Source organism: Lentzea waywayandensis (genome assembly GCF_900115955.1).
Classification (GTDB): Bacteria; Actinomycetota; Actinomycetes; order Mycobacteriales; family Pseudonocardiaceae; genus Lentzea; species Lentzea waywayandensis.
Genome location: NZ_FOYL01000002.1, coordinates 188334 through 200893, shown reverse-complemented (window position 1 = coordinate 200893; position 12560 = coordinate 188334). Strand labels below are relative to the sequence as shown.

Below are 12560 nucleotides of genomic sequence, written 5' to 3'. Positions count from 1 at the left end.
CCGTTCGATGAGAGTCACGGGCGAGAGACCCGGCGGCACCGCCTCCGGGGCCCTCGGCCTCGACTATCGCGGACGAGAATTACAGGACACGGCCTACCGGCCCGCCGGGGAGCTACGAGCGAAGACCGGTCACTTGCTGCACAGCGCGGTCCTGAACGACTACGCCCAGATCTGCCTCACGAAGCTGCGTTCGCACGCCACCGACGTCCTCGACGCGGACGACCTGGCCACCCTGGACGCCCTGCTGGACGAGACGCTGCCGCACAGCATCGCTCGTCGCGACGACCTGGGCGTGCGCACCACTCGCACCACCTGGATCGCCCGCCGCCCCTGAGTCTCGCCACCCGTCGCGGGCTACCTCAGCAACCAGATGCCCGCGATGGTGGACGAACGGGCGACCGACTCACCACAGCGCTGCGCGACACGCTCGACCGCTTCTAACGAACGTCACGTGCGGAGGCCGGACGAGACGGGCGTGATCCACGGTAACCAGGCGGCTCGTCGGCATGGTGAACTCGCTCATCGACTGGTGCCGGCCCGGCGGCGATCTCACGCCCGCCGACCTCGCCGACACCATGATCGCCGTGGCGCTCGACGGCCCGCGGGGGAGAGGAGCGTGATGGCCGGACCGGTTCTCGTCGGTCGTGACGACGACCTGGCCGCGTTGTACGCGTTCGTGCGCCGGGCGTTGACCGGGACGTCGGCGCTGGTGCTGGCCGGTGACCCCGGCGTGGGCAAGACGGCGTTGCTGGACGCGGCGGCCGGCCACGCCGCGAGCCTGGGCATGCGGATCCTGCCGATGTCGGGCGCGGAGTTCGAGGCCGAGCTGGCGTTCGCCGGCCTGCACCAGCTGGTCAGCACGCTGCCGGGCGCCGAGGTCGCGTCCCCGCTGGCGGTCGCGCTGGGCATGGCCGAGGGGCCGCCGCCCGGCCGGTCCGAGGTGGTGGACGCGGTGGCCGCGCTGCTGTCGGCCGCCCAGCCGCTGCTGGTGACCGTGGACGACCTGCACTGGCTCGACCGGCCCAGCGCCATGGTGCTGGACGAGGTCGCGCAGAGACCGTTGGGCCGCGTCGGTCTTCTGTTCGCGATGCGGGGCGAGCAGGCGGGTCACGTCGCCGGCGCGGACGTGCGCGTGGTCCGCCCGCTGTCCGACGACGCGGCGGGAAGGTTGCTGGAGGAGCGGTATCCGGCGATGACCTCGGCGGTGCGGAGGCGTCTGCTGGACGACGCTCGCGGGAACCCGTTGGCGCTGCTCGAACTGCCCGCCGCGCTGACCCCGGCGCGGACCGGCGACACGGTGCCCGAGCGGCTGCGCGAGGTGTTCGCGGCACGGGTGAGCGCGTTGCCGCACGCCACGAGACAGGCGCTTCTGCTGGCAGCGCTGGAAAGTCCCGCACCGCTGGAGCTGTTCGAGTCCGCGCGGGACCTCGCCCCCGCCGAACGCCTGGGCCTGGTCGACCTGACCGGGGACGCCGTGGTGTTCCGGCATCCGCTGACCCGCTCCGCCGTCGTGGCGGTCTCGGCGCTCGACGAACGGCGGCACGCGCACACCGTTCTCGCGGAACGGATGCGCGACCGGCCCGACCGGCACGCCTGGCACCTGGCGCAGACCGCGGCCGAACCGGACGAGCACATCGCGTTGCTCCTGGAGGACGCCGCTCTGCACGCCCGCAAGCGCGGCGACACCGCCGGTGCCGTCTCTGCGCTGATCAGGGCGGCCGAGCTCAGCGGGGCGGTCAACGATCGCGGACGGCGGCTGGCTGAGGCGGCGTACATCGGCGCGCTGGCCGACGGGCAGTTGCGACGGGTGCCCGAGCTGCTGGAGGAGGTGCGGACCGGGGACGAGCTGCCGTCGCTGGAGATCGCCGTCGCCGCCGCGCACTACCTGCTCTTCAGCGGTGAGGGCGACATCGACACCGCGCATCGGCTGCTGGCAGGCGCGTTGGAGATGCAGAAGCTCGACGAGCCGGACGACACCGTCACCGACGCGGTGATCACGCTGGGCTGGGTGTGCTACTTCGGTGGCGGGCCCCGGTGGTGGGAGGCGTTCCACCACATCACGGCGCGGATGGGAGAGCTGCCGCCGCTGGTGGAGCGGCTGCGTGCGTTCTGCGCCGACCCCGCGCGGACCGCGCTGTCCACGCTGGACGATCTGGATCGCGTGATCGCCGGGTGGGACGACCACGTGCCGCCGGTGGACCTGGTGCGCACCGGACTGACCGGCATCTACGTCGACCGGCTCGCCTCCTGCCGGGAACCGTTGCTGCGGCTGTGGAAACGGCCGGGACTGCCGGCGACCGCGGAGCTGCACACCCTGTCCCTGCTGGCGTTGGAACGGCTCGCCGCCAGCGCGTGGGACGAGACGGTGGAGTTCGCCGACGAGCACGTACGACTGGCCGACGCGCACGGCTACAGCCTGTTGCGCTGCCTCGGCCTCTACCCACGGGCCATGGTCGCGGCCGGCCGGGGCGACGACCGCGCGGTGACCGAACTGACCAACCGCATCATCGGCTGGGCGGCCCCGCGCGGCGCCACGATGCTGTCGACGCTCGCCGCCCAGGCGCTGTCACTGGCCGCGATCGGGCGCGGCGACCACGAGTCGGCCTACCGGCACGCGTCGTCCGTGTCACCCCCAGGAGAGCTCGCCTCGCACGTGCCCGCGGCGCCGTTGTTCGTGCTGGACCTCGTCGAGTCGGCGTTGCGGCTCGGCCTGCGGGACGAGGCGGTCGCCCACGTGAAGGCGGCGAGGGCGGCGCGACTGGAGGAGATCTCACCCCGGTACGTGCTGCTGGTCGGAGCAGCCGAGGCCCTGTGCGGGTCGGCGTCGTTCGAGGACGCCTTGGCCGGACCTGGGGTGGACGAGTGGCCGTTCGAGCACGCGCGTGTTCTGCTGCTGCACGGCGAACAGCTGCGGCGGGCCAGGAAGAACCAGGTCGCACGGGTGCAGTTGGCACGGGCTCAGAAGATCTTCGCCGGGCTCGGTGCCGGGATCTGGGTCGCCAGGGTGGAACGCGAGCTCCGTCCCGCGGACGCGCATCGGCCCGGCGGCGAGCTGACCGCCCAACAGCTCACGATCGTCAGGATGGCTGCGGAAGGGTTGACCAACAAGGAGATCGCGCAACGGCTCAACCTGTCCGCACGGACCGTCGCCACCCATCTCTACCAGGTGTTCCCGAAGCTCGGCGTGTCCTCGCGCGCGGGACTGCGGGACGCGCTCGAGCGGTTGGACCGAACATGAACCTGCTCGCCTTCGTCGACGACGCCGCCGAGTCCGGGGGAGTGTTCCTGCTGCACGAGGCCGGGCTCCTGGACGCGGCCGTGTCCCACGCGTCGGCCGCCGGTACCAAGGTCCTGCACCTGAGCGGCGCGGATTTCGGCGGACAGCTGGGCGACCTGGCCGAGGCCCACCGTGCGTTGGCTCGGCTCACCGCCGCGGCAGCGGGTGGACCGCTGCTGGTGATCGTGGACGACGTCCAGTGGGCGACCGCCAAGGTGCTCCAGTTCGTCGCACGACGGGTGACAGGAACGCGGATCGGACTGCTCGTCGTCACTCGCGAACCCTGCGATGCGCGCGATCTCCCGGCGTCCCCCGAACTGCGGGAGATCGCCGAGACGACGTTCGGCGACCCGGCCCGGTCGACGCGGGCGGTTCTCGACCGGCTGGACGCCGTGCTCGCCGACCTGGCCCACGAGACGTCTCCGACCCGGATCGTGCAGGCCGGAGCAGCCGCGATGTACGTCGACCGCCTGCCCGCGTGCCGCGAGCCGCTGCACCGGGTCGTCCGGCGCGGCCCGGCCGAGAAGGCCGCCGAGGCGAAGCTGCTGCTGGCCACCGACGCCTTCCAGACCGGTCAATGGGACGAAGCGAGGGACTCCAGCCGTTATCTGCGCGCGCTGGTGGCCGCCGCGCGAGGGGAAACGACGGAGAAGGGGCTCGTCCAACACCAGGCGTGGCACGTCGAGGCACTCGAAGCCCTCGGCCGGCGCGACTTCGAGACCGCCTATCGGTGCACCGCCTCGATCACCCCACCGGGCACGTTCGCGCCGCACGCCCCGCAGGCGCTGTGGACGATCCTCGATCTCGTCGAGTCCGCGGAGAACTCGGGCAGGCATGCCGAAGCACGCGCCCATGCTCTCGCCGCGCGGGAGATCGGCGCGATCTCACCCCGTCTGGCCTTCATCGGCCGGGTGGCGGAGGCGCTGACGTCAGAGCCTGGTCTGTTCGTCGAGGCACTGGCCGCACCAGGTCTGGAACGGTGGCCGTTCGAACTGGCCCGTGCGGAGCTGTACTTCGGCGAACGCCTGCGTCGCGGCCGAGACGTCACCGCTCGGCGTCACCTCGCGGCCGCTCTGGAACGGTTCGAGCGGCTCGGCGCGGCGCCGTGGGTGGCGCGAGCCCGTGGCGAACTGCGCGCGACCGGAGCACGCTCCGGCGAGCCGCGCGCGGCCGTTGTGCTGACGGCGCAACAACATCAGATCGCCACGCTGGCCGCGGCGGGCCTGACGAACAAGCAGATCGGTGCCCGGCTGTTCCTTTCGCCTCGAACGGTCGGTGCGCACCTGTACCAGTTGTTCCCGAAGCTCGGTGTCACGTCCCGCGCGGCCCTGCGCGACGCCCTGACCGAACTGGACACACAGTCATTTGACTGAATCGGGGCCACCCGAGGCCGACCTACTGTCGCCACGCATCACCGACCTTGAGGAGGAAAGATGAGTGCGCGCAACGTCGTTCTCGTCCATGGCGGTTTCGTGGACGGCGCGGGCTGGCAGGCGGTCCACGACTTGCTGGTGGCGGACGGCTACCGGGTGAGCGTCGTGCAGAACCCGACCCTGTCGCTGGAGGGGGACGCGGCCGCGACCCGGCTGATCCTCGAGCAGCAGGACGGCCCGACCGTGCTGGTCGGCCATTCCTACGGCGGTGCCGTGATCAGCGAGGCGGGCACGCACGACAACGTCGCGGCCCTCGTGTACATCGCGGCCTTCGCGCCGGACAAGGGCGAGTCGGTCAACACGCTGATCGCCGACCCGCCGCCCGGCGCCCCGGTGCCGCCGATCCTGCCCCCGCAGGACGGTTTCCTGTTCCTGGACAAGGAGAAGTTCCACGCGTCGTTCGCCGGTGACCTGCCGGAGGGCCGCGCGCGGTTCCTGGCCGACTCGCAGGTGCCGTGGGGCGTCGGAGCACTGGCGGGCGCGGTCAGCGAGCCGGCGTGGCGGGTCAGCCCCAGCTGGTACCTCGTCGCGACGGACGACAGGATGATCCCGCCGCCCGCACAGCGTCAGATGGCCGAACGGGCCGGCGCGACGGTGACCGAGGTCGCCGGCAGCCACGCGATCTACGAGTCGCAGCCGGGCGCCGTGGCCGAGCTGGTCAAGCAGGCCGCCGAGGCGGTCTGATCGTCACGCTTCCGGGGACCCGGACATCTGCGGGCTGGTCAGTCCGGGCTCCGGAAGCGGGGACGGCGCCGCGCGCGACGGCCTGATGCCGTCCAGCAACGGACGCGGGGCCGCCGAACTCGACCGCGGGCTGTACCGCCGTCGACAACAGCGGCAGGTCGCCCGCCACGAAATCGTCGCGGACCACACCGGCCTCGCGAGCGCGTCACCGAACACCTGCGTCCCGCGAAGACCTCGTCCGCAGCGGCTATCACTTTCTGCGACGACGTGCTAACCAGCGGAATTGTGAGCATAAACACTCGCCTGTGACGTTCTCGTGTTCATTTCGTAATGTGGCGCGCTGTGTGAGCATGCCCCGTCCCCAACGCAAGGTGTTCCCGAATGTCGGGCCGACATAGAACGAAGCAGACAGCCAGCCGGAAACTGCCCATCGCAGTCGCCGCCACCCTCACCGTGGGCCTGGTAGCGACCTTCTGGGTCGTCCGGGTCTCCGACCAGCCGGTCGATCCGACCGGAGCGGCAGCCAATCTGGCCGCCCCGTCGACCTCTGTCAGCCAAGACCTGCCGCCTGTCACGACATCGACCACCGCGCCGCCGTCCTCGCAACCTCCGGCGACCACCACGGCGCCCCCGGTGACCACGACGGCACCCGAGACCACCACGCCGCCCCCAGCGCCGCCGCCCTGTCCGACCACCCTGGACGGAGTCAAACCGCATGCGGCGCAGGTGGGTCACCACCTCGCGGGCAAGTTCGGCGTCGACGACATCGGCGGTGCCGCCGGCCGGGGCGGCTCCGGCGACCATCCCCTGGGCCTGGCGCTGGACTTCATGGTCGACACCACCACCGGCAACGCCCTGGCCGAGTACGTGCTGGCCAACCGCAAGGCGTTCGGCGTCACCTACGTGATCTGGCGCCAGCGCTACAACGACGGCAGCGGCTTCACGCCGATGGAGGATCGCGGTAGTCCCACGGCCAACCACATGGACCACGTGCACGTGTCGTTCCAGGCGACCGCGACCGTCAACGTCACCTGCTGATCTCTTCGAGCGGCATGCCGACCGGTCTTCGTCGGCCACGTCTGGACGTGCCCGCCAGTTCCGCCATCTTCGTTCGGCTTGTCGGTTGGCGGGAGAACGCCCGCTGTCCCAACACGTCGCGTCGCGCCTGATCAGCGGCGTGCAAACGTCCCAAGCGTCCCGTACCGGCCTGACCCTGTTGCCACCCGCCTGTGCCTGACCCCACGGTTGTCGACGTCATAGCGACACCACAGAGGGGGCACCATGAGTCGACTCGGATTCAGACTGCGACGAATGGCGGCGACAGCGCTCGGCGTCGCCGTCGTCGCGATGACGGTGATCGCACCGGCCGCGGCTGCCGATCGACCCGCCGCTGCCGCGGCAGTGATCACACCGCCCACGGTGACAGCCGGCCAACCCACCGTTCAAGGATGCTGCTCGTACGTCGCCAACGCGAGCACCCTCCCGATCGCCGCCTACAAGCACTGGACGTGCAACCACGGCACCACGGGCACTGCCGACACCAGATGCGCCAACCCCGGCGGCACCTCGCGCTGGGTTCACGAGGGCGGCAACACCCCCGTCTACGAGGACTGGGACGTACTGCGCATCGACGCGGGCTGGTGCTACCGGGTCAGGCTGACCGTCCCCTTCAACACGTGGACGGTGACCTACAACCGGATCGGCCTGGGCCACACCTACGTCAAGGTCGAGGACTGGGGCACGGCCACCGTCCTCGCCCAGGCCACCGGTCGTTGCCCGTAGCTCCTCCGGCCACGACTCCGACGAAGACCGGCCACGAACAACGGTGGCGGCCCCGGGATCCTCAGGGCCGCCACCCACTCCGGCCGTCGTCGCGCTGACCTTCGCCTGGTGGATCGGCCTCGTTCGCCGGGTGTCCCGGATCTCCGGCGTCAGCGAGGCGGGACCTGATTCGAGGCGATGAGAACGGGTTCCTCGGTGATCGTGAGGGTGTCACCCGCTTGGACGGTCTCCACGGTCCCATCGAGGTGCCGCACCTCGTAGCTGCCGCGGTGCGCCGAGACCGCGGCCGTTCCCCTGTCGGTCCACCGGATCGTCGCGTCGTACGTCCGGCCCGAGTCAGCCATCGAATAGACGCACTCGAAGACGTTGTCCGGCAGGTTCACACCAAGGCCCTTGCCGCACGAACGGATGCTGGCGTTGTGCAGCCACCGCTGCAGTTGCTCGACGGCGAGCGCCGCCTGCGTCGGTACCCCGCCGACCGGTTGGAGCACGATGGGGATCTTCGTCCCGCCCCAGTTGTAGAAGTAGAGACGCTCGAGGTTGACCTTCCGCGCGAACATCCCGACGAGGAAGAAGCGCACCGCGTAGTTGCGGGCGGTGACCTCGTCGAGCTGTGGCTGGGTCGCGATCGAGTAGTCGGTGCCGGTGCTCCACAGCCTCGGGTGCACTCCGGCGTCGTGCATCACCCGATCGATCGCCGAGGTGAGGTCGAGCATGACTTCGGGAGGGTCCAACGCGTTCGGGCGGAACAGCTTGATGCTCGCCACATCGCAGTGGTCGTAGCCGTCGAGTTCGATGAAACGGCGGAGGAACGCCAGCCCTTCCTCGGTGTGCAACCGGCCCATCCCGGGGCACACAACGGCGGCCGACGGGTCGGTGGCGCGGATGATCCGGCTCGCCCTTCGCGTCATCTCGACGAGGATCTCGACGCTGCCCGTGTAGAACCGACGGTCGTTGGCCAGCACCCACAGCTCGTACGCCTCGATCCGTCCTCGGTAGCGTTCGGCCACCGCCCGGACGAACAGATCCCAGTCCGCGAGGTCGGTCGGAGGCGCCGAAGTGCCGTCGGGATAGGGGCCCGCCTGGCCGTCCGGACTGGCCCACCGCGGGGTGCTGCCGAAGACGAACAGCGGTGGCAGTCCCGCCTTCTCCGCGCCACCGACCAAGCGGTCCAGCGTCGTCCAGTCGAACTCTCCTCGCTGCCGCTCCGTCTCCGACCACCGCGTCCCGCCGTCCCAGAAACGGACGGCGCCGACACGGAACGCGGGCATGGCGCCGGTGGCGCTGTTGATGGTGACTCCGAACAGCTCGCTCTCCACACGGGTGGCCGGCAAGCTCCACGCCGGCCCTTCGATCGACTGCCGCGCGGAGCCCCCGGTGGCGAACCGTGACTCCCGGGCCGTGCTCGCGACCAGAACGGCGGCAGGCAACACGACGATCACCGCGGCCACCAACGCCCACACCGGTCTCCGCCTGGCCCGGACGTGCTTCACGGGCAGTGGCCGCACGCCATCCGTTGCGGGAGAAGGACTTCTCTCCTCGGCATCGGACTGAGGCATCGTCGCCCGTAGCCACAGGCCGTGCAGGACGGTCAGGTCGACACGGCTCGCACCGCACGTCAGCGCGATGCGCTCCACAGTGCCGAACTCCCGTGGCACGCTGGTTCCTCTGCAGTAACGGTGCACCGCGGACTTGCTCAAGTGAACCTTGCGCCCGATCCGGTCGTAACTGAGGCCGCTGAGGGTCTTGAGCTGTTCCAGCCGATCTCCGAGTGCCCGCGCGTGCCGATCGCCATTCTGGTCCCCACCTTCGGCCACTGGTCCAGGGTGTCCCACTCGTTCCACCTCGTCCAGCGCCCAAACCGACCTCTGACACCGTTCTCGCGGCCCCGCAGATCGGTGTGGCCGCTGGTCACACGCTGCCGCCTCAGCCGTCGAACCGGTCGTTGAACGCGAGGTCGCATCCGGCCCGTCGCTACATGTCCGCGTGGTCAGCTGTCGCGGAGGATGCGGTAGGCGAGCCCAGGTGAGATTCGCATGAGCGCGTGCAGCAGTCGGACCTTGCCGATGTGGATCTCTGTGGAGTCGCGGGAGATGCCGCCGATCATCGCTGCCGCCGCGTCGCTGGAGCTGATCTTGCCGCGGCCGCGGCCGCGGGTCATGTCGGTGTCGACGAGCGGCATGACCGCGTCGATCACCCGCACGTGAGGTGCGGAAGCCTCGCACTGGTAGCGAAGCGCGCGGCTGAAGGTGCGTACCGCTGCCTTGGTGGCGCAGTAGACCGGTGCCGAGCGTTTGGGAGCCAGCGCCAGGCCGCTCGTGACGGTGACGATGGCGGCGGAAGGTTGCCGGCACAGGTGCGGTAGCAGCCCGGTGGAGAGCGCGACGACGGCGTCGAAGTTGAGGGCGATCTCGCGGCGGAGAGCCGGCCGCAGAGCCTGGGGATCGTCAACGAGGAAGTCGGTGAGCGTCTGCACGCCGGCGTTGTTGATCACCACGGAGAGGGTGGGGTGGCGATTGGTGACGTCGTGGATGAAGGCGTCGACCGCTGCCGGTTCGGCGAGGTCTACAGGCCAGGGGTGGACGCGGTCGCCGTGCTCGGCAGCCAGTGCGGCCAGGCTGTCGTGGTCGCGTCCGACGGCCACCACTTGCGCGCCGCACGCGACCAGTTGGCGGGTGAGTTCGCGGCCTATACCGCGCGTCGCGCCCGTGACGAGAGTCGTGCTCTCCGTGAGTTTCATGCTCCCGCCTGCTTCGCTGGTCGTCGGGTGAACGCGGATCGGAATGCCGCGGGTGTCATGGCGGTGCGGCGTTTGAACTCGCGGGTGAGGTGAGGCTGGTCGGCGTAGCCGGAAGCGAAGCCGACGACGCCGAGCGAGTGCCCGGTGTTCATGAGGAGGTCTGCCGCCGCGTCGGCGCGGGTGGCTGCGAGCAGTGCGGTGAAGCCGCCGTCGGCCTGCAAGCGGCGCTGCAGGGTGCGTGGTGACATGCCGAGCTTGGTTGCCAGTTCACGCAAGGCCCAGCTGTGGTGGAGGTTGCCGGCGAGGAGCCGGCGTGCGCGCGAGGCCACGTCGGTGCCGGAGACGGGCGGGATCGCGGGTGTGACCGATGAGAGCGAGGACCAGGCGAAGCGCCAGAGTGCGGTGCCGTGACCGGGTTCCGGGACCGTGAAGGCGCCGTCGGCGAACACCACCGCGTGGTGCGGTTCGAGCGTGACGGTGACTCCGCGGGTACCGATCGTCGTCATCAACGCCGTCAGAACTCCGAGTATCAGCACGTCCTCCACGGGCTCGGGCCGAGCTCCGGATCGTGCGACGTGCTCCGCGACGAGCTGGGTGGAGCTCGTCTCGCGGACCACGACGCGATGACGCGAGTGAACGAAGCGCTCCAGTCGGCTCCACCGCTCGAACAGGTCGAAGGGCGTTCCTGCGGCCGTGAGGGCCGAAATGGCAGGATCGGGCGGCAGCTGCGAAAGAAACTGGCCGACGCGCAGCAGCGGAAGCAGGCCGTGGTTCTGTGCGATGTCCGTCAGCAGCCAGCGCTTCACGGCGAGCGGCACCAGCGCACCGACCTGCTGGGGAGCCGGAACCGCGATCCCCTCCGCGGCGAGAGCCCGCCGCACCGCGGCGACCAGCAGCGCGCTCGCGAAGTCGTCCACTGCTGGTCTCCCTCCACTCCGATTCGTCTCGTGACAACGCTATGCCAGGCCGCGACCATGTGTCTTGAAGGATCACGCCAGACTCGTCGGTCCAGGCCGAAGCGTTCGAGCAGCTCAACCTTGCGCTTGTCGCTGGTTCGTTGGCTTCAGCCAGTGGGTGTGGGCGGCCTGATGGATGAATGGAGTGTCGAGGCGTCGAACGGCCGGCTCGTCCTCCGCCGCGCGCCACGAGCCCGCCGCCCGCCGGGTGGTGGACCGACGGACGCGGGCTCGGTGGTCTCGCGCAACCGGCGCACCTCTGCGCCGAGATCATGCAACGCCGTGACGCAAGTGTCTCTTGTGGAGCGAATGCGTTGTCTCAGTTGTCCTTTCGCACCGGTCAGCCGGTGGAACAGGCCGTGCCGTTGAGGGTGAACGAGGACGGCGCCGCCGCGTTTCCGGTGTGGACGGCCTGAAAGCCGATGTCGACCGATCTGCCAGGCGGGATCGTGGCGTTGTGGCCGGCGTTGCGGGCGGTGACCTGGCCGGTCGACGGCGAGTAGGCGGCGTTCCAGCCGGAGGTGATGGTCTGGCCGCCGGCCAGGGTGAAGGCGAGGGACCAGCCGTTGATCGCCGCGGTGCCGGTGTTGGTGATGGCGAGGTTCGCGGTCAGGCCGTTGTTCCAGGCGTTGACGGTGGCCTTGACGGCGCACGTGCCCGGCGTCGGCGGGTTCGGGTCACCGCCACCGATGATGCCGAAGAACTCGAGTGCCGCGGCGGCCATGCCCGATGACGGCAGGCTGTGTCCGGCGCCCTGGATGCTGTACGCCTCGACCTGGTTCGAGTAGCGGCTGCGGTTCCAGCCGGTGCGCGGGGTGTCGGTCGACGTCGGGGTCTGGCTCAGGCCGAACACGTCGGTCCACTGTTCGACCTCCTCCTGCAGCAGGGAGTACGGCACTAGCGTGTCCGCGGTGCCGTGCCACAGCTGCATCTTCGGCCGCGGGCCGGTGTAGCCGGGGTAGGCCTGCCGGACGAGGTTCCCCCACTCCTGCGGGGTGCGGTTCAGGCCTCCACCCCCGGTGCACCGGCTGCTGCCCGGCGGGTAGTCGGCGGCGTTGGCGAAACAGTGGAACGGCACACCCATGAACGCCGCGCCCGCCTTGAACACGTCCGGGTAGAGGGCGAGCATCTCGTTGGTCATCATGCCGCCGGAGGACGACCCGGTGGCGAACACCCGGTCCGGGTCGCCGCCGTGGCGTTGCCGGACGTGGGTCACCATCGAGACGATCGACACCGGGTCGCTGCCGCCACCGCGGCGTTTGGCCGCGTCCGACCAGGTGTCGAAGCACTTGCCGAACCCGGCTTCCTGCTGCGCGCTCGGGTAGATGACGATGAAACCGTGCCTGTCGGCGAGCGAGGCGAACTCGCTTCCCGAGTAGAAGCCGGGACCGGAGCCGCCGCAGCCGTGCATGGCGACCACGATCGCGGGCTTGGCCGGCCGGGTGTCCGGCACGTAGACGTGCATGCGCATCCGGCCGGGGTTGTCGCCGAAACCGGTCACCTCCACCAGCGAAGCGGCGGACGCCGGTGTCGCCGGCACGACGCCGGCGAGCGTGAGCACGGCGATGATGATGGCACTGAGGGTTGTTCTGCGCGTGGTCACAACCGACCTCCGGTCAGGGCTTCCGAGTCCCCCGGACGGCGAAGCTATTCACTTTCGTGACGGTCGTCAAACTTTCGACGAACGA

10 protein-coding genes and 1 pseudogene are annotated in these 12560 nt (G+C 70.2%); 7 read left to right on the top strand and 4 right to left on the bottom strand.

Going from position 1 to position 12560, the window contains the following annotated elements; genetic code table 11:
* The first annotated feature begins 7 nt into the window (after positions 1-7).
* From BM417_RS48590 to BM417_RS05810, 7 genes and pseudogenes are all read left to right on the top strand, one after another.
* A complete protein-coding gene (locus tag BM417_RS48590) occupies positions 8-334 on the top strand; it encodes a hypothetical protein (RefSeq protein ID WP_218164363.1) in 327 nt (108 codons plus the stop codon).
* A 160-nt stretch (positions 335-494) separates the two neighbouring features.
* Positions 495-620: pseudogene (locus tag BM417_RS47615) on the top strand (TetR family transcriptional regulator); the annotation flags it as partial.
* Entirely contained in the window at positions 620-3238 is a 2619-nt protein-coding gene (locus BM417_RS05830) for an AAA family ATPase (protein ID WP_093590717.1), read from the top strand. The pseudogene BM417_RS47615 and the gene BM417_RS05830, both read left to right, overlap by 1 nt.
* Positions 3235-4650: a helix-turn-helix transcriptional regulator gene (locus BM417_RS50095; RefSeq protein WP_143138526.1), complete on the top strand. Its 1416-nt coding sequence runs from the start codon at positions 3235-3237 to the stop codon at positions 4648-4650. The genes BM417_RS05830 and BM417_RS50095 overlap by 4 nt, the downstream gene beginning before the upstream one ends.
* A gap of 60 nt (positions 4651-4710) precedes the next feature.
* Positions 4711-5394: an alpha/beta fold hydrolase gene (locus tag BM417_RS05820; RefSeq protein WP_093588751.1), complete on the top strand. Its 684-nt coding sequence runs from the start codon at positions 4711-4713 to the stop codon at positions 5392-5394.
* A 633-nt stretch (positions 5395-6027) separates the two neighbouring features.
* Positions 6028-6432 carry a hypothetical protein gene (locus tag BM417_RS50090; RefSeq protein WP_322788938.1) on the top strand — a complete coding sequence of 135 codons (405 nt, stop codon included), beginning with the start codon at positions 6028-6030 and terminating at the stop codon, positions 6430-6432.
* A 273-nt stretch (positions 6433-6705) separates the two neighbouring features.
* Positions 6706-7176: a hypothetical protein gene (locus BM417_RS05810; protein ID WP_093588749.1), complete on the top strand. Its 471-nt coding sequence runs from the start codon at positions 6706-6708 to the stop codon at positions 7174-7176.
* A 149-nt stretch (positions 7177-7325) separates the two neighbouring features.
* Here the strand turns inward: BM417_RS05810 and BM417_RS05805 are convergent, their stop codons facing one another.
* The 4 genes from BM417_RS05805 to BM417_RS05790 all read right to left on the bottom strand — a co-directional run bounded on the left by BM417_RS05805 (position 7326) and on the right by BM417_RS05790 (position 12475).
* On the bottom strand, positions 7326-8993 hold the full coding sequence (locus BM417_RS05805; RefSeq protein ID WP_093588748.1) for a helix-turn-helix domain-containing protein: 1668 nt from the start codon (positions 8991-8993) through the stop codon (positions 7326-7328).
* Between the two features lie 173 nt (positions 8994-9166).
* Positions 9167-9916 (bottom strand): SDR family oxidoreductase, encoded by a 750-nt coding sequence (locus tag BM417_RS05800; RefSeq protein ID WP_093588747.1) that lies wholly within the window; start codon positions 9914-9916, stop codon positions 9167-9169.
* Positions 9913-10734, bottom strand: coding sequence for a helix-turn-helix transcriptional regulator (locus tag BM417_RS05795; protein ID WP_143138525.1), 822 nt, complete (start codon positions 10732-10734; stop codon positions 9913-9915). Before BM417_RS05795 ends, BM417_RS05800 begins: the two co-directional genes overlap by 4 nt.
* Positions 10735-11212: 478 nt before the next feature.
* A complete protein-coding gene (locus BM417_RS05790) occupies positions 11213-12475 on the bottom strand; it encodes an extracellular catalytic domain type 1 short-chain-length polyhydroxyalkanoate depolymerase (protein ID WP_093588745.1) in 1263 nt (420 codons plus the stop codon).
* Between the last annotated feature and the right edge of the window lie 85 nt (positions 12476-12560).

Coding starts and splice junctions, on each gene's coding strand:
- BM417_RS05800 (WP_093588747.1), bottom strand. CDS start 9,916: ATGAAACTCACGGAGAGCACGACTCTCGTCACGGGCGCGACGCGCGGT.
- BM417_RS05820 (WP_093588751.1), top strand. CDS start 4,711: ATGAGTGCGCGCAACGTCGTTCTCGTCCATGGCGGTTTCGTGGACGGC.
- BM417_RS50095 (WP_143138526.1), top strand. CDS start 3,235: ATGAACCTGCTCGCCTTCGTCGACGACGCCGCCGAGTCCGGGGGAGTG.
- BM417_RS05830 (WP_093590717.1), top strand. CDS start 620: ATGGCCGGACCGGTTCTCGTCGGTCGTGACGACGACCTGGCCGCGTTG.
- BM417_RS48590 (WP_218164363.1), top strand. CDS start 8: ATGAGAGTCACGGGCGAGAGACCCGGCGGCACCGCCTCCGGGGCCCTC.
- BM417_RS05810 (WP_093588749.1), top strand. CDS start 6,706: ATGGCGGCGACAGCGCTCGGCGTCGCCGTCGTCGCGATGACGGTGATC.